Source organism: Comamonas aquatica (assembly GCF_018064205.1).
GTDB lineage: Bacteria > Pseudomonadota > Gammaproteobacteria > Burkholderiales > Burkholderiaceae_C > Comamonas > Comamonas aquatica.
Window position 1 is genome coordinate 2002150 of the sequence record NZ_CP072916.1, and the last position, 21014, is coordinate 2023163.

A 21014-nucleotide genomic window follows, 5' to 3' on the forward strand; every position below is an offset into this window, starting at 1 on the left:
CAGGGCCAGGGCTGTGGCCGCATACTCTCGCCCTTGTGTTTTTTCCGTGAATGCCATGCAAGCCCTGCTCGACACCATCGCCCAGCTCGAAGTCCCGACCGATGCCTGCCGCCTGTTCCACGGCCGCGGCGGGCGCCACCCCGGCTGCGAGCACCTGGTGCTGGACGCCTTCCCCCCCGTGCTGGTGCTGACTAGCTTCCAGCCGCTGGACGAAGCCGCGCTGCAGGCCCTGGACGCCGCCTTGCTCGCGCGCTGGGCGCAGATCGGCCAGGGCCAGCCGCTGAACTGGGTCTTCCAGATGCGCCAGCCCGGCACCAAGGCCGAGACGCGCCTGGTGCGCGGCAGCGTGCCCGAGCCGCACATCGTCACCGAGGCCGGTCTGCAGTACCGCGCCCACGTGCTGCGCGGCCAGAACCACGGCCTGTTCCTGGACATGGCCGCCGGCCGTCGCTGGGTGCGCGCGCATGTGGCACAGCACCCCGAACACCGCCATGGCCTGAAGGTGCTGAACCTGTTCGCCTACACCTGCGCCTTCTCCGTCGCCGCGCTGGACGCCGGCGCGCGCCAGGTGCTGAACATGGACATGGCCCAGGGCGCCCTGGCCACGGGCCAGCACAACCACCAGCTCAACGGGCTGACGGGGGCCAGCTTTCTGGCGCACGACATCTTCAGCAGCTGGGGCAAGATCACGCGCAGCGGCCCCTACCACCTGATCGTCATCGACCCGCCCAGCTACCAGAAGGGCAGCTTTGTGGCCACCAAGGACTACGCCAAGCTGATGCGCCGCCTGCCCGACCTGCTGCGCCCCGGCGGCCATGCGCTGCTGTGCCTGAACGCGCCCGAACTGGGCACGGCCTTCCTCCAGGACCAGATGGCCGAGATCGCGCCCACGCTGCAGTTCGTGGAACGCATCGCCAACCCCGCCGCCTTTGCCGATGTGGACGAGGAACGCAGCCTGAAGGTGCTGCTGTACCGCGCCCCGGCGGCCGACGGGCTGGCGCCGGTTTGACACACCAAACAGGCATTTCACCCATTCACAGCAAGCGCTGACAGCTATGGATTTTCATGATGCACACCCCTGACCCCACCCCCATCGATCCCGCCCTGGCACACACCCAGCACCGCTTTGCCCAACTGGAAGCGCAGACGCCCACGCCCCAGCTGGACTATGTGCAGCGCCGCCGCTTACTCAGCGAACTGCAGGCGCGCCTGCTGCGCACCCAGCCGCTGCCGGGCATTGCCATCCAGCAGCACTTTGTCAGCGCCCCCGGGCGCGAGATTGCCGTGCGCAGCTACACGCCGGCGGCCCGCGCCAGCGGCCAGACCCTGGTCTGGCTGCATGGCGGCGGCTGGATGGTGGGCAGTCTGGACACGCACGACGACCTGTGCGAACACCTGGCCCACTTCAGCGGCCACACCGTGCTCAGCGTGCACTACCGCCGCACGCCCGAAAGCCCTTTCCCGGCCGCCGTGGAGGATGCCCACGCCGTGCTGCAGTGGCTGCACCAGATGCAGGGCGTGCTGCCCTTCGCCCAGCCCCAGGTGCTGCTGGGCGGTGACAGCGCGGGCGGCCACCTGGCCCTGTGCAGCGCGGTGCATACCATCCAGCAACCCGCTGCCAACCGCGCGCAGATCCAGGCCCTGCTGCTGTTCTACCCCTGCCTGCAGCCCGGCCTGTCCACGCCCAGCATGGCGGCATTCGCCCAGGGCTACGGCCTGACCGACGCCGCCATGGACGCTTACTGGCAGCAGCTGGGCGGCGCCGAACTGGCCTGGCGAAGCCCGGGCCTGTGCATCGATGCCCTGCCGCAGCTGCCGCCCACGGCCATCGTCACCGCCAGCCACGACATCCTGCGCGACGAGGCCGAGGACTTTGCGCGCCAGCTCCAGGCCCTGCCCCAAGGCCCGGCCGTGCAGTGGACGCGCGCCGAAGGCATGGTGCACGGCTTTGCCCGCATGCTGGTCGCCAGCCCCGCAGCGCGCCAGGCGGTGGAAGCCGCCTGCCAGATGCTAGAACAGGTGCGCAGCCAGGCACGCTGAGCACGGCGCACACCGACCTCGGCAGGCGATCCCCGGTGTGCGGCCTGCGGCAGCCCGCCGCGTCGCGACAGCCGGCGCGGGGCTGCGCACCCCTGTCGCGCCAAGTTCTACGGGTTTTGACACCCGTTGAACACGGTTGCCGGCGGCTTGCACGCGGATAGACAGCACTTGCGCCATCCTGCCGGCAATTGCCGCGAAATGTGGTGTTTCACACCCCATCACCGCCCGCAGATCGACGCAGTTAGGCACGGTCAAAAAGGCAGATTTAAATGCAGATGCATTCATGTTCCGCATGCGTTTCTGCAATTTGGCGTGCATAAAATACCGCCACCACCGCTAGGAACACCTGCCATGACCACCGCCCTAACCCGCCGCCACTCCGAATCCATCGCCCTGGTGGCCCTGTTTGCCGCCCTGCTCGGCGTAATGGGGCTGATCCCTAAGATCGACCTGCCGCTGGGCGTGCACATCTCCATCCAGACCCTGGGCGTGATGCTGGCCGGCTGCCTGCTGGGCCCCTGGCGCGGCCTGCAGGCCATGCTGGTGTTCCTGGTGGCTGTGGCCGCCGGCCTGCCCCTGCTCTCGGGTGGCCGTGGCGGCCTGGGCGTGTTCATGGCGCCGACCACGGGCTACCTGGTGGGCTGGACGGCTGCGGCCTTCGTCACCGGCTGGCTGATGGCCCTGCTGCCCAAGTCCACGCCCCTGCGTGCCGCGGGCAGCGCCTTCGTCGCCTCGGCCGTGGGCTGCATTGCCGTGCTGTATGCCTTCGGCATCGCCGGCCTAGTGTGGATTGCCAAGCTGCCGCTGACCCAGGCCATCTGGGTGAATGTGGCCTTCATCCCCGGCGACCTGATCAAGTGCGCCCTGACGGCCCTGGTGGTGCACAGCATTGCCCGCGCCATGCCGGACTGGCAGTTCGGCGGCGTGCGCCGTTGACGCAGCGGGCGCTGGCACAACGCTAACGTCAGCACCCAAAACGCTGGCAGCGCTGATGCAGCCAGCGCAAACAGCTATCAAAAAAATGGAATTTCCCTGCAGGGGTGACAGTCACCCCTGCCGCCATGGCCTACCATGCGCGCCGCGCGATACCTACTACATCCATACCACGCGCCAGGGAGATTCACCATGCACACACCACCCCACCCCTCCACGCCCACCGGCGGCTGGTACTTCGGCTGGAACATCGTGGCGGCCGCCACGCTGCTCACCTTGCTGACCGTCGGCATGCGCCTGGGCATCGGCCCGCTGTTCCTGCCCATGGCCGACGATCTGGGCTTCAGCCGCAGCCTGCTGGCCGGCATCATCGCCATCGGCATGCTGTGCTATGGCCTGGCCATGCCTGTGGCGGGCTGGCTGGTGGCCCGGGTGGGCACGCGCCACGTGCTGCTGCTGGGCACGGCCATCCTGGTGCTGTCCACGCTGTGGGCGGTCAACACCCGCTCGGCCCAGGGCATTTTCTGGAGCTTCGGCGTCTGCATGTCGGTGGGTGCGGGTTTCACCAGCCCCGTGGCCCTGACGCCGGTGATCAGCCGCTGGTTCCAGCGCCGCCGCGGCATGGCGCTGTTCTTTCTGTCCACCGGCTCCATGGCCGGCATTGCCGTCATGACCCCGGCCCTGGGCTGGGCCCTGCAGCACTTCAGCTGGCAGCACACGCTGCTGGGCTTTGCGGCCGTGTTCACGCTGATCACCGTGCCCGCGGCGCTGTGGGTGGTGCGCGACGCCGCCCCCGAAGGCGGTGACGCTCCCCTGGGCACGGCCACCGGCAGCACCGCCGCACGCCCCGCCCCGGGGGCCGAGCTGAGCGTGCTGCAAGCCATGCGCACGGCACCGTTCCTGAAGGTGACGCTGGGCCTGTTTGCCTGCGGCTTCAGCATGAACCTGATGGGCACGCACTGCATGCCGATGCTGCTGGACCATGGCTTTGACACCACCACCAGCGCCCTGGGCATCGGGCTGATCGGCCTGGTCGCCATTCCCAGCACCATGGTGCTGGGCCGACTGGCCGACCGGGTGGAGCGGCGCAAGATGCTGAGCGTGATCTACGGCGTGCGCGGCCTGGGCTTTCTGGGGCTGATGCTGGTGGGCAGCGCCTGGCAGCTGTACGGGGTGGCGGCAGTGGGCGGCGTGGTCTGGGCCGGCAGCATTGCGCTGTCGTCCGCCATCCTGGCCGATGTGTATGGCGTCAAGAAGGTGGGCATGCTGTATGGCTGGGCCTACCTGGGCCACCAGGTGGGCGCCATGATCAGCGCGTGGCTGGGCGGCTGGGGGTTCGAGCAGCACGGCACGCACTGGCTGGCCTTTGGCAGCGCCGCGGCCCTGCTGGTGCTGGCCGCAGGCGTGGCCCTGCGCCTGCCCGGGCGCGATCGCCCCGCGGTCTTCGGCCCGGCGCAGGCCGCCTGAACCAGGGCCGCCTTACTGCACGCTGCTGCGCATGCGCGGGTGGCGGTGGAACAGCCCCCCCACCACCAGCCCCAGCACGATCACCATGGCGCAGAAGCTGCACACCGCCACCGTCATGCCCCAGTGGTCGGCCAGCCAGCCCATGCCCAGCATGGGCAGCATGCTGCCGATGTAGCCGATCACCAGATAGGTCGACAGCAAGCCGGAGCGGTTGGACGGGGTGGCAATGCGGTTGACCATGCTCATGCCCGACAACATGCTCATGCCGTGGCCCATGGCCGTGCACGCCACGCCCAGCACGAACAGCCAGGCCGAGCCCACCCACAGGTTCACCATCAGCAGCGCATTGCTGAGGGCCAGGCTCAGCAGGCCGCCCAGGCCGCACCACTGCGTGGGCAGGTTGCCCACCAGCACCTGCACGCAGGCCGAGGCCAGCAGGATCACGGCGATGGCCGTGCCACTGACCACGGGGCCATGCCAGGGCACCAGCCGGTCCAGGAACAGCGGCGACATCGAGGCATACAGGCCGAACACGCCAAACGCCAGGAAGGGCAGCATGCAGGTCAACACAAAGGCCGTGGAGGCACTGGGCTCCGGCCAGGTCAGCTTGGGCAGCACGTCCTGCAGCCGCAGCCGGCCCGCCTGGCGCGGCAGCGCGGCGGGTGGCAGCTCCAGCCGCGCCAGCACGTACAGGCCCAGCCCGCCCAGCACCAGGGTCGGGATGTAGGTGGTGACCAGCGGATAGGGGGCCCACTGCCCCATGATGCCGCCGACCAGGGGACCCAGGCCGAAGCCCAGCGCCATCAGAAAGCCGGTGACCATGGCCACGCGCTGCACATGGCCGGGGCGCGACAACACGGCCAGCCCCTGCGTGGCGCTGGTGGTCATCAGGCTGGAGGCCACGCCGACGATGAAGCGCCCGACGACCAGGCTGGTCATGTTCCAGGCGACCAGACTGAGGAAGGTGCCCAGCAGGGTCAGCACCAGCCCGGCCTGCATCACGGCCTTGAAGCCGGCGCGGTCCGGCAGGCGACCCAGAAACAGCAGGCTGCACAGCGCCCCACTCATGTAGACCACGTAGATCAGCGAGATGTCGCTGGCCTGCAGTTGCCATGCCTCTTTGTAGAGCGCGTACAGCGGGCTGATGAGGGCCGTGCCCATCACGCCGACGATCATGGCAAAACTCACCCACGCAAAGGGCGAACCTCTCAACTTCATTCTTCAAGCAGTGTGTAAGGCCACAGGAACGCGCAGCGTGGCGCTCCAAAGCAAGACCGCGCCCGGAATGACCCGGGCGCGGTCCAGCGGTGGCATGGGAAAAAAGATTCAGTCCATTGTGCGCCGGCACGGCGCGGCGGCGCAATCCCCGGTTGGACAGCCGACAAGCAAGCAGGGTTGCCACGCCCTGCCATGAAGCGGTCACACAAGTGGCCGATCAAATGTTGCAAGGTATTGCAAATGCATCAAGTCTTATAAAAGACTGCAAAAAATTAATGCCACCTGAGTATTTATACGACCTGCGGATTCATGCGCCGATGGCATATCGGCCGCATTTTCCATTGGATATTCAAGATGAATGCAGTGCACCCTGCAATAAACCTGCGGCTTATTCAATTTCAGAATTCCCTGTAGGCATGGAATTTCGCATAGCGAGATGCGCGCACACATATTTTTGCAGCGCCCTGCGGCCGTCCCCCTAGAATCCGCGTGTCTTGCTGTTGTGACCCACAGACAGACGCTTGTATTTTGCGCCTTCTTCCCAGGAGGCGATTTTTTTGGGGCATGCCCGAAGCCACTCCGCGCCATGCACGGCGGCATGTACGGATTTGCGAGGTTGGAGATATTCGCGGCCTTCCAAAGCGGCCCACGCGATGGCGGTGCCGGCCTTGGTATTAATTTGTGCAGCGGAACCCAAGACAGGGGCCGCCCACAGGCCGGGGCACCCCGCAGATCCTGCGGCGCGACCTCTCGGCACGCAGCGCAGGACATTCCCCTGGAACGTGCCGGGCACGCCCCCAACCCCGGCCGGCCTGCACAGGCCCGCCAGGAAGGGGGCAGGCCCGTGGGCCGTCAGAAGGCCTCGGCCGGCAACTGGGCGCAGGTCAGATCGCGCGCCTTCACCACCTGCAGCCAGGCGGTGATCTGGGGCAACTCATAGTGGTAGAAATAGCGTACTGCACCCATCCTGCCTGCGTTGGCAGCTATCGATAGCGCAGCATCGCGCTGCAACACGGTCAGCGCCACGTCCAGCCACACCCAGGCCAGCACCATGTGGCCAAAGGCCTGCATATAGGGCACGGCATTCGCCAACGCCTCCTGCGGGTTGCCGGTGGCCCAGGCTTTTTTGGTGGCGCTGCCCACCTCCTGCAGTGCCTGGGCCAACTGGTTGGCATAAGCAGCCAGGGCCGGCTGCTGCAGGGCCCGCTCGATGGTGGCGTGGATGGTGGTGGCCAGCAGTTGCAGGCCTGCGCCGCCCTGCATCAGCACCTTGCGGCCCAACAAATCAGCCGCCTGGATGCCATGCGTGCCCTCGTGGATCATGTTCAGGCGGTTGTCACGCCAGTACTGCTCCACCGGGAAGTCGCGCGTATAGCCATAGCCGCCGTGGATCTGGATGGCCAGGGAATTGGCCTCCAGGCAGTTCTCGCTGGGCCAGCTCTTGGCGATGGGGGTCAGCACCTCCAGCAGCAGCTTGGCGCGGGCTGCTTCCTCCGGCGTTCCTGTGCGGCCTTCGTCCACCAGCTGGGCGCAGTACAGGTTCAGCGCCAGCGCACCTTCGCAGTACGCCTTTTGCGCCAGCAGCATGCGCTTGACGTCGGCGTGCTCAATGATGGCCACTTGCGGGCTGCTGGCGTCTTTGCCGCCTTCGGTCATGGGGCGGCCCTGCGGGCGGTTCTTGGCGTAGTCCAGGCTGGCGTAGTAGCCGGCCAGGCCCAGCATGGTGGCCGCCATGCCAATGCCGATGCGCGCCTCGTTCATCATGTGGAACATGCACTTGAGGCCTTCGTGCGGCTTGCCCACCAGGTAGCCGATGGCGCCCGCGCCGCCGCGCACCGGGTATTTGCCCTCGCCAAAGTTCAGCAGCGTGTTGGTGGTGCCGCGCCAGCCCAGCTTGTGGTTCAGGCCGGCCAGGGCCACGTCGTTGCGCTCGCCGGTCAACTGGCCGGTGGTGTCCACCAGCTTCTTGGGCACGATGAACAGCGAAATGCCCTTCACGCCCGGAATCAGCTTGCCGTCCGGCCCGGGGATCTTGGCCAGCACCAGGTGCACGATGTTTTCGGTCAGCTCGTGGTCACCGGAGCTGATCCACATCTTGTTGCCCTTGAGGCGGTAGCGGGCGCCCAGCGGGTCGGCCTCAAAGTCGGCGCCATCGGGCTCGGCACGCGTGGCGATGTCGCTCAGGGATGAACCGGCTTGGGGCTCCGACAACGCCATGGTGCCGGCCCAGCGGCCGTTGAATGCGTTGTCGGCAAACACCTGCTGCTGCATGGGCGTGCCGTGCACGCGCAGCAGGTTGGCGTTGCCCACGGTCAGCAGGTTGGAACCGATGCTGATGCTGGCGCAGGCAAAAAAGCTGTTGGCCGCGGCCTCCACCACATACGGCAGCTGCATGCCGCCTTGCTCGTAGGGCTGGGCCGCGCTGAGCATGCCGCTGTCTGCATAGGCCTTGCGCGCCTCGCCGGTGCAGGCGGGCTGGATCACCTTCTCGCCGTCGAAGCTGGGCTCCTGCGTGTCCACCGTGCGGTTGAAGGGCGCGTACTTCTCGCGGGCGATGCGCTCACAGGTGTCCCACACCGCGTCAAAAGTTTCGCGGCTGTGGTCGGCATAGCGGGTGCGGGCGGTCAGGCTTTCGGCGTGCAGCCAGTCATAGACCAAAAATTCCAGGGTGGAGCGCAACTGGGACATGGTTTTGAAGCGAAATCAGCCTCCAGCGCTTGCTGGGCAAGCGCCGACAGCTATGGTTGTTGAAACTGACACACCGGGGCGCGGTGCGAGGCAAAGCCCCGCACCGGCACGGCTTCAGGCCTTGGGGGCAGGCAGGACGTTGATCGTGCCCTGCGCCGTGGCGCACAGTTTTTCCACGCCGTCCTGCACGGCAAACACGTCACAGCGCGTGACGGCTTGCGAGCGGCCGGCATGGATGCAGCTGGAGCGCGCGATCAAGCCTTCGCCCACGGCGGGGCGCAGGTAGTTGATCTTGAACTCGCTGGTGATCACCGGCACCCGCAGGGCCACGGCCCCGGCATAGGTCAGGGCGTTGTCGGCTATGTAGCTGACCACGCCGCCGTGGGCGAAGCCGTACTGCTGGGTCAGCGCCGGGCGCAGGGGCAGGCGCAGTTCGCACGCGCCCTCGGCGGTCAGCTCCGTCAGCTCCGCGCCCAGCAACTGACTGAACGGCTGGCTGGCCAGAATCTGCCGGCCAAAGGCCAGCACGGCCTCGGGCGTGGCCGCCGCGGGCGCGGCGTCGCGCGCGCTCACAGCACCTCGAAGATACCGGCCGCGCCCATGCCACCGCCGATGCACATGGTCACGCAGACGCGCTTGGCACCGCGGCGCTTGCCTTCGATCAGCGCATGGCCCGTCAGGCGCTGGCCCGAGACGCCATACGGGTGGCCCAGGGCAATCGCACCACCGTTGACGTTCAGGCGCTCGTTCGGGATGCCCAGCTTGTCGCGGCAGTAGATCACCTGCACGGCAAAGGCCTCGTTCAGCTCCCACAGGTCGATGTCCTCGACCTTCAGGCCCAGCTTCTTGAGCACCTTGGGGATGGCGAACACCGGGCCGATGCCCATCTCGTCCGGCTCGCAACCGGCCACGGCAAAGCCCAGGAAGCGCCCCAGCGGCTGCAGGCCGTGCTTGCTGGCGTAGTCCTCGTGCACCACCACGCAGGCGCCGGCACCGTCGGAGAACTGGCTGGCGTTGCCCGCCGTCACCAGCCCGCCGGGCAGCGCGCTGCGCAGGCCGGCAATGCCTTCCACGGTCGTGCCCTCGCGCGTGCCCTCGTCCTTGCTGACGGTGACCTGCTTGGTGGTCAGGCCCATGACCTTGTCGGCCACGCCCATGGTCACGGTGATGGGGGCGATTTCGGCGTCGAACAGGCCCGCGGCCTGCGCTGCGCAGGCCTTTTGCTGGCTGGCAGCGCCGTACTCGTCCATGGCTTCGCGGCTGATCTGGTAGCGCTTGGCCACCTGCTCGGCGGTCTGCAGCATGGACCAGTAGATCTCGGGCTTCATCTTGGTCAGCTCCGGGTCGTGGGCCATGTGCTGGTTCACCTCCAGCTGCACGCAGGAGATGGACTCCAGGCCGCCGGCCACCAGCACCTCGTTCTCGCCAGCGATGATGCGCTGCGACGCGAGGGCGATGGCCTGCAGGCCCGAGGAGCAGAAGCGGTTGATGGTCATGCCCGCCGTGGTCACGGGCAGGCCGGCGCGCGTGGCGATCAGGCGCGCCACGTTGCCGCCGGTCGTGCCTTCGGGCAGCGACAGGCCCATGATCACGTCCTCCACCTCGGCGCCGTCGATGCCGGCACGCTGCACCGCGTGCGCGACCGCGTGGGCGCCCAGCGTGGGGCCATAGGTCATGTTGAACGATCCCTTCCAGCTCTTGGCCAGCGGGGTGCGCGCGGTGGAAACAATCACTGCGGATGTCATAGGGTCAATCCTTCAATCTCTGGGTGTTCAAGCGGCGCACACCGCTCAGGAAAAACGCTGGCCTTCGGCCGCCAGGCGCGCCAGCAGCGGCGCGGGCTGCCAGAAGCTGGCATCGTCATGGGGGTTCTGGGCAAAGCGCTGCATGGCCTGCACCACGTTGATCAGGCCCAGCTCGCTGGCGTAGTGCATGGGGCCGCCGCGGTAGATGGGGAAGCCATAGCCGGTCAGGTAGACCATGTCGATGTCGCCGGCCTTGCTGGCGATGCCGTCCTCCAGGATCTGCGCCCCCTCATTGACCAGGGCGAACACCAGGCGCTGCACAATTTCCTCGTCGGAGATCTTGCGCGGCGTGATGCCCTGGCTCTGGCGGTAGGTGCTGATCATGTCCAGCACTTCCTGGCTGGGGATGGCGTCGCGCTTGCCAGCCTGGTAGTCGTACCAGCCCTTGCCGGTCTTTTGGCCATAGCGCCCCATCTCGCACAGCAGGTCGGCGGTCTTGCTGTACTTCATGTGCGGTTTTTCCACATAGCGGCGCTTGCGGATGGCCCAGCCGATGTCGTTGCCGGCCAGATCGCCCATGCGGAACGGCCCCATGGCGAAGCCGAACTTCTCCACGGCCTTGTCCACCTGCTGCGGGGTGGCGCCCTCCTCGATCAGGAAGCCGGCCTGGCGGCTGTACTGCTCGATCATGCGGTTGCCGATGAAGCCGTCGCACACACCCGAGACCACGGCCGTCTTCTTGATCTTCTTGGCGATCTGCATCACGGTGGCCAGCACATCGTGGGCCGTGGCCTTGCCGCGCACCACCTCCAGCAGCTTCATCACGTTGGCGGGGCTGAAGAAGTGCATGCCCACCACGTCCTGCGGGCGGCGCGTGAAGGCGGCGATCTTGTCCACGTCCAGCGTGGAGGTGTTGGAAGCCAGGATGGCGCCGGGCTTGGCCACGGCGTCCAGCTGCTTGAACACGGCTTCCTTGACGCCCAGCTCCTCGAACACGGCCTCGATGATCAGGTCGCAATCCTTCAGGTCGTCATAGGCCAGCGTGGTGGACAGCAAGGCCATGCGCTGGGCGTACTTGTCTTCCTTGAGCTTGCCCTTCTTGACCTGGGCCTCGTAGTTCTTGCGGATGGTGGCCACGCCACGGTCCAGCGCCTCCTGCTTGGTCTCCAGGATGGTCACGGGGATGCCGGCATTCAGGAAGTTCATGCTGATGCCACCGCCCATGGTGCCGGCGCCGATCACGCCCACTTTCTGGATGGCACGCACCGGGGTGTCGGCGGGCACGTCGGCAATCTTGGAGGCCGCACGCTCGGCCATGAACAGGTGGCGCAGCGCACGCGACTCGGGCGTCCACATCAGGTTGACGAACAGCTCGCGCTCGAAGTCCAGGCCTTCCTGGAACTTGCGCTTGGTGGCCGCTTCCACGGCGTCCACACACTTCAGGGGCGCGGGGTAGTTCTTGGACATGCCCTTGACCATGTTGCGCACAAAGCCGAAATAGGCATCGCCCTGGGGGTGCTTGCACTTCAGGTCGCGCACCAGAGGCAGGGCCTCGTTACCGTCGGCATGGCGCTCGCCCACGGTCTGGGCCAGGGCCAGGGCCTCGGCGGCCAGCGCTTCGGGGCTGGAGGCCAGCTTGTCGAACAGCTTTTGCCCGGGGATCTGCGCCAGCAGCTCGCTTTTCACGGCCTCGCCGCTGACGATCATGTTCAGCGCCGGCTCCACGCCGATGGCGCGCGGCAGGCGCTGCGTGCCCCCGGCGCCGGGCAGCAGGCCCAGTTTGACTTCCGGCAGGGCCACGGTGGTGCCGGGCGCCGCAATGCGGTAGTGGCAGCCCAGGGCCAGCTCCAGCCCGCCGCCCATGCACACGCTGTGGATGGCGGCCACCACGGGCTTGCCGGACTGCTCCACCTGCGCGATCACGGTGTGCAGGTTCGGCTCCTGCAGGGCCGCCTCCTTGCCGAATTCCTTGATGTCCGCACCGCCCGAGAAGGCCTTGCCGGCACCGGTGATCACGATGGCTTGCACGCTGCTGTCGGTGTTGGCCTGGTTCAGGCCTTCGATGACCGCACGGCGGGTGGACAGCCCCAGGCCATTGACCGGAGGATTGTTGAGCGTGATCACGGCCACGGCGCCGTGGACCTTGTATTCAGCCGTCATGGCTTGTCTCCTTCAGTTCTATGAAAAAAGAACGGGCGTTCTGCAATTCATTCTAGGAAGGGTGCCGGCACAACGCCATCGCGTTTTGCCCTGTGTTTGTCTCAACTGGGACATCTGGGCCAAGGCAGGTTCTGCAGGTCGGAACACCACCCAGCGCCCCACCGGTGCGCCGGGGGCACGGCCACGATCCGACCAACGGTCAGGACCGTGCCTGTGGTGTGGCGCAGTTCTTGCTATGCGGTCTGCGCAAGCGCAGCGCCGGAGGGGCTGTGGCTGCAATAAAACGCTGGGGAAAGCCATAGCCATGCCGGTCAGGGCTGCCCCAACAATGTGCACAGCGCGTGCCGTGGCGCGTGCATTCAACCCCTATCGGAAGGCTCACTCTATGCAACGCAAAACATTCATTCGCCTGAGTACCTCCTGGGCCGCCGCCGCCCTGCTGGGCACGGCATCCCTGGGCGCCCATGCGGCGGACCCCATCCTGATCGGTGTGCCCATCCCCATGACCGGGCCCAACACCCAGTATGGCGACGAGGTGCAGGCGGGTTTGTTGACTGCCGTGGAGGCGCTGAACGCCGCCGGCGGCATGAATGGCCGCATGTACAAGCCCGTGCTGATCGATGATGCCTGCGAACCCAAGCAGGCCGTGCCAGCCGCCAACCGCGTGCTCAATTCGGGTGCCAAATTCGCCATCACCCACGTCTGCTCGGGCGTGACCATTCCCGCCTCCAAGATCTATGAGGAAGAAGGCATCGTCGCCATCACCCCTGGCGCCACCGCGCCCCAGGTGACCGACGGCCTCAAGGGCCACTACTTCTTCCGCACCATCGGCCGCGATGACCAGCAAGGCCCGTTCGCCGCCAAGTTCATCGCCAACAAGATCAAGCCCAAGGCCGTGGCCGTGCTGCACGACAAGCAGACCTATGGCGCCGGCGTGGCCCAGCACGTGAAGAACACGCTGGACAGCCTGAAGGTGCCCGTGGTGATGTACGACGGCCTGAATGCCGGCGACAGCGACTATTCCGCTGTGATCACCAAGCTCAAGACCGCCAAGGTCGATGCCGTGTTCTTCGGTGGCTACCACCCTGAAATGGGCCTGCTGCTGCGCCAGGCCAAGGAGCAAGGCCTGCAGACCCGCTGGATCGGCCCCGAAGGCGTGTTCAACCAGGGCCTGATCGAGATCGCCGGTCCCGCCGTCGAGGGCATGATGTTCACCTTCCCCGCCGACTTCAGCCAGCGCCCCGAGAACAAGTCCGTGGTCGAGGCCTTCAAGAAGGCCAAGCGCTCGGCCAACGGCGCCTACCAGATGCCCGCCTACGCGGCCCTGCAGGTGCTGGACAAGTCGATGAAGGCCGTGGGCCCCGACGCCAAGAAGGTGGCCGCCTACATGCACGCCAACACCTTCGACACCGTGATCGGCAAGGTGGCGTTCGACGCCAAGGGCGACCTGAAGGACTTCGAGTTCGTGGTGTTCGAGCTGGCCAAGGACGGCAGCCGCAAGGCCGTGCAGTAAACCACGGCCCCGTCATGCACAAGGGCACCTCGCGGTGCCCTTTTTTGATGGCGGCAGGAATATCAGCCAAAACGGCCACCAGCGCTTACCCATCCAGCGTCAGCAGCTATGGTTTTCACACCTCCAGCCATTCCTTGCGGATGTGCTGGTTGGCCTTCAGCCCTTCGGGCGTGCCGTCGAACACGATGGCGCCATGGCCCATGACCAGGGCGCGGTCGGAGATGCGCATGGCGATCGTCAGCTTCTGCTCGATCAGCAGCACCGACACCCCGCGCTGCTTGATCTTTTGCAGGTACTCGCCCACCAGCTCGACGATCTTGGGCGCCAGCCCTTCCGTGGGTTCGTCGATGATGATCAGGTCCGGATCGCCCATCAGCGTGCGGCACAGGGTCAGCATCTGCTGCTCGCCGCCGGACATGACGCCGGCCTCGGTGTGCTGGCGCTCCTTGAGGCGCGGGAACATGGCGTACATGTCGTCAAAGCCCCAGCGGCTGCCCTTGCCGCGGCCCTTCTGGCCCAGCAGCAGGTTCTGGTGCACGGTCAGGTTGGGGAACACGTCGCGGCTTTCGGGCACATAGCCCAGGCCCAGGTGCGCGATCTCGTAGGTCTTGTGGCCGTGCAAGGCGCGGTCCTTCCAGGTGATCTCGCCCTCCCAGTCCACCAGCCCCATGATGGCCTTGGCGGTGGTGGAGCGGCCCGAGCCATTGCGCCCCAGCAGGGCCACGATCTCGCCGGGCTGCACGGCAAAGTCCACGCCGTGCAGCACATGGCTCTTGCCGTAATAGGCGTGCAGGTTATTGATCTTCAACATGGTGTCTCCCCCTCCTCAATGCAGGGCCGCCTGCTCTTCGGCGATGACCGAGCCCAGGTAGGCCTCCTGCACCCGTGGATTGGCGCGCACTGCCTCGGGCGTGTCGAAGGCGATCACCTCGCCATAGACGACCACGGCGATCTTGTCGGCCAGGCCGAACACCACGCCCATGTCATGCTCCACAGTCAGCAAGGTCTTGCCCACGGTCACCTCGCGGATCAGGTTGATGAAGCGCGCGGTCTCGCTGTTGCTCATGCCGGCCGTGGGTTCGTCCAGCAAAATCACATCGGCCCCGCCGGCGATGGTGATGCCGATCTCCAGCGCGCGCTGCTCGGCATAGGTCAGGTTCACGGCCAGCTCGTCGCGCTTCTTGTGCAGGCCGATCTGCTCCATCAGTTGCTTGGCACGCTCGTTGACCGCATCCATGCGCGACAGGAAACGCAAGAAGGTGTAGCGGTAGCCCATGCTCCACAGCACGCCGCAGCGCAGGTTCTCGAACACGCTGAGCTTGGGGAAGATGTTGGTGATCTGGAAGCTGCGCGACAGGCCCAGGCGGTTGATCTCGTACGGCTGGCGGCCGTCGATGCGCTGGCCGTGCAGCAGCACTTCGCCGCTGGTGGGGGCGAAGCGCCCGCTGATCAGGTTGAACAGCGTGCTCTTGCCCGCGCCGTTGGGGCCGATGATGGCCACGCGCTCGCCGGCCTGCACGGCCAGGTCGGCGCCGCGGATGATCTCGGTCTTGCCAAAGCTCTTGCGCAGGTCGCGCAGCTCCAGCGCATAGGTGGATGTGTGCGTCATCAGTGGCCCTCCGCGCGCTGGATCTCGTGCTCAATCTCTTCCTGGATCTGGCCCCAGTGGCGCAGGTACTCGCGACGCGTCAGCTCGAACAGGCCTAGCCCGGTCGCAAAGACCAGCACCGCCCCCAGCCAGCTGTCCACGCTGCGCACGTTCAGCTGCATGCCCATGAAGCGCAGCGTGTCGCCCAGCGCGCTGTTGAGCTGCAGGTGGTAGAGCATCTCCACCACCGCCGCCAGCCCCACCAGCATGGCCAGCGCCGTGCCGGCCAGCGCCAGGTAGGCACCGAAGATGCGGCCCAGCTTGCCGTACTTGGCCAGGCGCAGGTTCATCATGATCAGGCTGGCGATGCCGCCGGGCGCATACATCACCATGAACAGGAAGATCAGGCCCAGGTACAGCATCCAGGCCTTGGTCAACTCGGACAGGAACACCGTGGCAATCACCATCAGCACGCCACCGATGATGGGGCCGAAGAAGAAGGTGGCGCCCCCGAGGAAGGTGAACAGCAGGAAGGTGCCGGAGCGGATGATGCTGACGCTGTCCATGGCGGTGACGATTTCGAAGTTGATCGCCGCCAGCCCACCACCGATGCCGGCGAAAAAGCCCGCGATGATGAAGCCCATGTAGCGCACGCGCTGGGTGTTGTAGCCGACGAAGGCCACACGCTCCGGGTTGTCGCGCACGGCGTTGAGCATGCGGCCCAGCGGCGTGGCGGTGAAGGCGAACATCAGCGCCGTGCAGACAAAGCAGTAGAAGGCGATGAGGTAGTACACCTGGATGCCCGGGCCGAAGTCCAGCCCCAGCAAAGGCTGGCCATAGACGCGGTTGGTGGTGATGCCGCCCTCGCCACCGAAGAAGCCCGGCAGCATCAGCGACATGGCCGCCACCAGCTCGCCCACGCCCAGCGTGATCATGGCGAAGGTGGTGCCGGACTTCTTGGTCGTCACCCAGCCCAGCACGGCGGCGAAAAACATGCCGGCCAGGCCACCCACCACGGGGATCAACACCAGCGGAATCGGCAGGCTGCCGTCGGCGGCGCGGTTCATGGCATGGATGGCCACGAACGAGCCCAGGCCCGTGTACACCGCGTGGCCGAAGCTGAGCATGCCGCCCTGCCCCAGCAGGATGTTGTAGGACAGGCAGATGATGATGGCGTAACCCATCTGGCTGAGCATGGTTAGCGCCAGCGAGCTGGTGAACACATGGGGCGCGGCGATCAGCAGCAGCGCGAACACGCCCCAGACCACCATGCGCCCGATGTTCCAGGGCTTGAAGCGGTAATAGGCCGGTGCGGTGCGCGCGGCGCCCTCGCCCGGTACGGGCACGACTTCGTTGGGCATGTGCGAAATCAGGATGGCGGACATGGGATCAATCCTCCCGGGTGCCCATCAGCCCCTTGGGGCGGAAGATGAGCATGAGGACCAGGAACAGGTACGGCAGGATGGGCGCCATCTGCGAGATCGTCAGGCTGAGCAGCGACCAGCCGAAGCTCTCGGGCGTCAGGTGCAGGCCCAGGGCCTGCAGCGCGCTGGCGCCGGAGTAGTCCAGCGCCACGGCAAAGGTCTGCACCACGCCAATCAGCAGCGAGGCCAGGAAGGCCCCGGCCAGCGACCCCAGGCCACCGACCACCACCACCACGAAAATGATGGAGCCGACCGACATGGCCATGGCCGGCTCGGTCACATAGGTGTTGCCGCCGATCACGCCGGCCAGCCCGGCCAGGGCGCAGCCGCCGCCGAACACCAGCATGAACACGCGCGGCACGTTGTGGCCCAGGGCCTCCACCATCTCGGGCTTTTTCAGCGCCGCCTGGATCACCAGGCCAATGCGCGTGCGCGTCAGCAGCAGCCACACGGCCAGCAGCATCAGCAGCGCCATCAGCATGATGAAGGAGCGCGACTTGGGAAACTGCGTGCCATACAGCGTGAACAGCGGCCCCTGCAGCGACGGCGGCAGGCCGTAGGGCACAGCGCTGCGCCCCCAGACCAACTGCACCACTTCCAGCACCAGGTAGGACAGGCCGAAGGTGACCAGCAGCTCCGGCACATGGCCGTACTTGTGCACCTTGCGCAGGCTGTAGCGCTCGAACACCGCGCCCAGCGCCCCCACCAGCAGCGGCGCCAGCAGCAGCGCCGGCCAGAAGCCGATGACGCCCGAGAGCATGTAACCGAAGTAGGCACCCAGCATGTAGAAGCTGGTGTGCGCGAAATTGAGCACGCCCATCATGCTGAAGATGAGCGTCAGGCCCGAACTCAGCATGAACAGCAGCAGCCCGTAGCTGATGCCGTTGAGCATGGAGATGGTAAAAAATTCAAGATTCATCAGACCCTACCCGCGCTGAAGCCACCGCGGCCCGCCGCGTGCGCGGGCCGTACCCACCCGCAGCGCAAGGGCGCGCTGCGGGGCCATGCACCCAGCCGGTCAGCTGGGGCGCTTCATCTGGCAGGACGTGGGGGTGCTGGCCACGTAGGGCTCGAAGAACTTCACCTGCTTGAAGGTGTGACCGGTGTTTTCCATGTCCATCGGGTTCTGCGCATCGGTCTTGTCCCAGCGGCTGATGTACAGGCCCTGCTGCAACTGGTGGTCCTGCTTGCGCATCTCCACCTCGCCGTTGAAGCTCTTGAACTTCATGCCCTCCATCACCGCCGCCACCTTCACGGGATCAGTGCTCTTGGCGCGCTTGAAGGCCTCGCTGAGCATGGCGAAGCCGTGGTAGACGGCGCCGGTGTACATGTCGTCGTTGAACTTGGCCTTGAAGCCCTTGACCACGTCATTGATCGGCCCGGGCTGGTTGGTGTACGAGTACGCCACCATGTAGACCTTGCCCGCCGCGCCCGCGCCCATGGCCGTGGGCACGCCGGTGGTGGCGCCGTAGTAGGTGTAGAACTTGACGTTGTTCAGGCCCGCATCGTTGGCGGCCTTGATCAGCAGCGACAGGTCCGAGCCCCAGTTGCCGGTGATCACGCTGTCCGCGCCGGACTGCTTGATCTTGGCGATGTAGGGCGAGAAGTCGCGCACCTGCGCCAGCGGGGCCATGTCGTCGCCCACGATCTCGATGTCGGGGCGCTTGCGCTGCAGCATCTCCTTGGCGTACTTGCTGACCTGGTGGCCGTGCGCGTAGTTCTGGTTCATGAGGTAGACCTTCTTCACCTCGGGCTGGTCCTTCATGTAGGTAGTCAGCGCCTCCATCTTCATCGAGGTGTCGGCATCCAGGCGGAAGTGCCAGTAGCTGCACTTGCTGTTGGTCAGGTCGGGGTCCACGGCGGCGTAGTTCAGGTACAGCACTTCCTTACCCTTGTTGCGGGCGTTGTGCTTTTCCAGCGCGTCCATGATGGCCAGCGCCGGGCCCGAGCCATTGCCCTGCACCACGTAGCGCACACCCTGGTCCATGGCCGAGCGCAGGGCGCTGGTGGTCTCCTGAGGGCTGAGCTTGTTGTCGATGGGGATGATCTCGAACTTCACCCCGGCAGGATTGTTCTTGCTGAACTCCTCGGCCAGGTACTGCCAGCTCTTCATCTGGTTGGTCCCCAGCGCGGCCATCAGACCCGACAAGGGGTCCAGCCACGCGATCTTGACGGTCTCGCCCTGCTGCGCCACGGCAGCGCCGGCACAGCTGAGCAACACGGAAGCGGCCACGGTCTTCAACACAAACTGCATGCTTGTCTCCTGCATTGGAATGGGATGGGTTGGTTGGAACTCACCGAAACACCCGACAAGCGTAGTCAGCCTTGCGTCAAAAACGCATGGTGGTTTCACTCTTGGGACTATCCCCCTCCGTAGGAATACCCATAAAAAAAGAGCGCCTGGCGCTCATCCACGCTGGGTTTCAGATACTTTTCATATCCAAACCAAGAGTGGACAAGCGCTAGGCGCTCATGATTTTTCAACCCGCCGCACAGCGGGCGCTGGCGCTCAGGCCGTGGGCAGCTTGTAGTCCTTGAGCAGCTCGCGCAGCTTGGTCTTGAGCATCTTGCCGGTCGCGCCCAGGGGGATGGCGTCGACGAACACCACGTCGTCCGGGATCTGCCACTTGGCGGTCTTGCCCTCGAAGAAGGCCAGCAGTTCCTCGCGCGAGACCTCGGCGCCCGGCTTCTTGGCCACGGCCACGATGGGGCGCTCGTCCCACTTGGGGTGCGGCATGCCGATGCAGGCCGCCATGGCCACGGCCGGGTGGCCCATGGCGATGTTCTCCACGTCGATGGAGCTGATCCATTCGCCGCCGGACTTGATCACATCCTTGGTGCGGTCCGTGATCTGCATGAAGCCATCGGCATCGATGGTCGCCACGTCCCCGGTGGGGAACCAGCCCAGGCCCTGCTCATCCAGGATCAGCGGGCTGTCGCCCTTGTAGTAGCGGTCGATGATCCAGGGGCCGCGCACCAGCAGGTCGCCATAGGTCTTACCGTCCCAGGGCTGGTCCTTGCCGTCGTGGCCGACGATGCGCATGTCCACGCCGAAGATGCAGCGGCCCTGCTTTTGCAGCAGGCGGCGCTGCTCGGCCTTGGGCAGGTCCAGGTGCTTGTTCTTGAGCGTGCCCAGGGTGCCCAGCGGGCTCATCTCGGTCATGCCCCAGGCGTGCAGCACGCGCACGTTGTAGGTGTCCTCGAACATGTCGATCATGGCCGGCGGGCAGGCCGAGCCGCCGATCACCGTGCGGTTCAGGGTGCGGAACTTCAGGCCGTTCTGCTGCACGTGGCCCAGCAACATCTGCCAGACCGTGGGCACGCCGGCGGCAAAGGTCACGCCCTCGGCTTCGATCAGCTCGTACAGCGACTTGCCATCCAGCGCTGGGCCGGGGAACACCACCTTGGCCCCGGTCAGCGCGGCCGAATACGGCAGGCCCCAGGCGTTGACGTGGAACATGGGCACCACGGGCAGCACCGCATCGCGCGAGGACAGGCACATCACATCGGGCAATGCCGCACCATAGGCGTGCAGCACGGTGGAGCGGTGGCTGTACAGCGCCGCCTTGGGGTTGCCCGTGGTGCCGCTGGTGTAGCACATGCTGGACGCCGTGTTCTCGTCCAGCTGCGGCCAGCGGTAGTGCGGCGACTGGCCGCCGATCCAGGCCTCGTAGCTGATCAGCCCGGGGATGCCGCTGTCCGCCGGCAGCTTGTCGGCATCGCACAGCGCCACCCACTGGCGCACCGTGGGGCACTTGGCGTGCACGGCCTGGATGATGGGCAGGAAGGTCATGTCGAAGCACAGCACCTGGTCTTCGGCGTGGTTGACGATCCAGGCCACCTGGTCCGGGTGCAGGCGCGGGTTGATGGTGTGCAGCACGCGGCCCGAGCCGCTGACGCCGTAGTACATCTCCATGTGGCGGTAACCGTTCCAGGCCAGGCTGGCGACGCGGTCGCCATGCGCCAGCTTCATCGCATCCAGCGTATTGGCCAGCTGCTTGGCGCGCCCGCACAGGTCCTGGTAGGTGTAGCGGTGGATGTCGCCCTCGACCCGGCGCGACACGATCTGCGCATCACTGTGGTGGCGCGCGGCAAATTCAATCAGATTCGAGATCAGCAGCTGCTGGTTCTGCATCAAGCCTTGCATGGAAATGGTGCTCCTGGTTTTTATGGTGCTGCACGGCCACGGCCCATCGCCGCCACGCGCGCATTCACCCCCATCCTAAGCGCATGTCCCG

Annotated in this window: 16 protein-coding genes; 5 read left to right on the plus strand and 11 right to left on the minus strand. The window is 66.2% G+C overall.

Features of this window, described 5'->3' with window-relative positions; translation table 11 throughout:
* Window positions 1-55 precede the first annotated feature (55 nt).
* The 4 genes from KAQ61_RS09560 (at window position 56) to KAQ61_RS09575 (ending at window position 4440) form a co-directional block, all read left to right on the plus strand.
* Window positions 56-1009, plus strand: coding sequence for a class I SAM-dependent methyltransferase (locus KAQ61_RS09560; RefSeq protein WP_210929034.1), 954 nt, complete (start codon window positions 56-58; stop codon window positions 1007-1009).
* Between the two features lie 56 nt (window positions 1010-1065).
* Entirely contained in the window at window positions 1066-2040 is a 975-nt protein-coding gene (locus tag KAQ61_RS09565) for an alpha/beta hydrolase (RefSeq protein WP_210929035.1), read from the plus strand.
* A gap of 351 nt (window positions 2041-2391) precedes the next feature.
* Window positions 2392-2976: a biotin transporter BioY gene (locus KAQ61_RS09570; protein WP_042412906.1), complete on the plus strand. Its 585-nt coding sequence runs from the start codon at window positions 2392-2394 to the stop codon at window positions 2974-2976.
* 189 nt (window positions 2977-3165) lie between these two features.
* Window positions 3166-4440, plus strand: coding sequence for an MFS transporter (locus KAQ61_RS09575; protein WP_210929036.1), 1275 nt, complete (start codon window positions 3166-3168; stop codon window positions 4438-4440).
* A 12-nt stretch (window positions 4441-4452) separates the two neighbouring features.
* Here KAQ61_RS09575 and KAQ61_RS09580 read toward each other — a convergent pair whose 3' ends face one another.
* The 5 genes from KAQ61_RS09580 to KAQ61_RS09600 all read right to left on the minus strand — a co-directional run bounded on the left by KAQ61_RS09580 (window position 4453) and on the right by KAQ61_RS09600 (window position 12251).
* On the minus strand, window positions 4453-5658 hold the full coding sequence (locus tag KAQ61_RS09580) for an MFS transporter (protein WP_244982852.1): 1206 nt from the start codon (window positions 5656-5658) through the stop codon (window positions 4453-4455).
* Window positions 5659-6510: 852 nt separating this feature from the next.
* Window positions 6511-8346 carry an acyl-CoA dehydrogenase family protein gene (locus KAQ61_RS09585; protein ID WP_210929037.1) on the minus strand — a complete coding sequence of 612 codons (1836 nt, stop codon included), beginning with the start codon at window positions 8344-8346 and terminating at the stop codon, window positions 6511-6513.
* A gap of 114 nt (window positions 8347-8460) precedes the next feature.
* Complete coding sequence (locus KAQ61_RS09590) at window positions 8461-8919, minus strand: PaaI family thioesterase (RefSeq protein ID WP_244982853.1); 459 nt, start codon at window positions 8917-8919, stop codon at window positions 8461-8463.
* Window positions 8916-10091: an acetyl-CoA C-acyltransferase gene (locus KAQ61_RS09595; RefSeq protein WP_045267001.1), complete on the minus strand. Its 1176-nt coding sequence runs from the start codon at window positions 10089-10091 to the stop codon at window positions 8916-8918. The genes KAQ61_RS09590 and KAQ61_RS09595 overlap by 4 nt, the downstream gene beginning before the upstream one ends.
* A 45-nt stretch (window positions 10092-10136) precedes the next feature.
* Complete coding sequence (locus KAQ61_RS09600) at window positions 10137-12251, minus strand: 3-hydroxyacyl-CoA dehydrogenase NAD-binding domain-containing protein (protein ID WP_210929038.1); 2115 nt, start codon at window positions 12249-12251, stop codon at window positions 10137-10139.
* A gap of 385 nt (window positions 12252-12636) precedes the next feature.
* On the opposite strand from KAQ61_RS09600, the gene KAQ61_RS09605 reads away from it, so the two are divergent.
* The gene (locus tag KAQ61_RS09605; protein ID WP_154163897.1) at window positions 12637-13764 is read left to right on the plus strand and encodes a high-affinity branched-chain amino acid ABC transporter substrate-binding protein; all 1128 of its coding nucleotides are present in this window, start codon (window positions 12637-12639) and stop codon (window positions 13762-13764) included.
* Window positions 13765-13879: 115 nt separating this feature from the next.
* Here the strand turns inward: KAQ61_RS09605 and KAQ61_RS09610 are convergent, their stop codons facing one another.
* From KAQ61_RS09610 to KAQ61_RS09635, 6 genes are all read right to left on the minus strand, one after another.
* Complete coding sequence (locus tag KAQ61_RS09610) at window positions 13880-14575, minus strand: ABC transporter ATP-binding protein (RefSeq protein WP_043384651.1); 696 nt, start codon at window positions 14573-14575, stop codon at window positions 13880-13882.
* Between the two features lie 15 nt (window positions 14576-14590).
* Window positions 14591-15373, minus strand: a complete 783-nt coding sequence (locus tag KAQ61_RS09615; RefSeq protein ID WP_042412921.1) for an ABC transporter ATP-binding protein — start codon at window positions 15371-15373, stop codon at window positions 14591-14593.
* Window positions 15373-16713 (minus strand): branched-chain amino acid ABC transporter permease, encoded by a 1341-nt coding sequence (locus KAQ61_RS09620; protein WP_210931826.1) that lies wholly within the window; start codon window positions 16711-16713, stop codon window positions 15373-15375. The genes KAQ61_RS09615 and KAQ61_RS09620 overlap by 1 nt, the downstream gene beginning before the upstream one ends.
* A 28-nt stretch (window positions 16714-16741) precedes the next feature.
* Window positions 16742-17695 carry a branched-chain amino acid ABC transporter permease gene (locus KAQ61_RS09625; RefSeq protein ID WP_154163895.1) on the minus strand — a complete coding sequence of 318 codons (954 nt, stop codon included), beginning with the start codon at window positions 17693-17695 and terminating at the stop codon, window positions 16742-16744.
* Between the two features lie 99 nt (window positions 17696-17794).
* On the minus strand, window positions 17795-19030 hold the full coding sequence (locus KAQ61_RS09630) for a branched-chain amino acid ABC transporter substrate-binding protein (protein ID WP_045267005.1): 1236 nt from the start codon (window positions 19028-19030) through the stop codon (window positions 17795-17797).
* Between the two features lie 255 nt (window positions 19031-19285).
* Window positions 19286-20923, minus strand: a complete 1638-nt coding sequence (locus KAQ61_RS09635; RefSeq protein WP_210929039.1) for a 3-(methylthio)propionyl-CoA ligase — start codon at window positions 20921-20923, stop codon at window positions 19286-19288.
* Window positions 20924-21014: the final 91 nt, after the last annotated feature.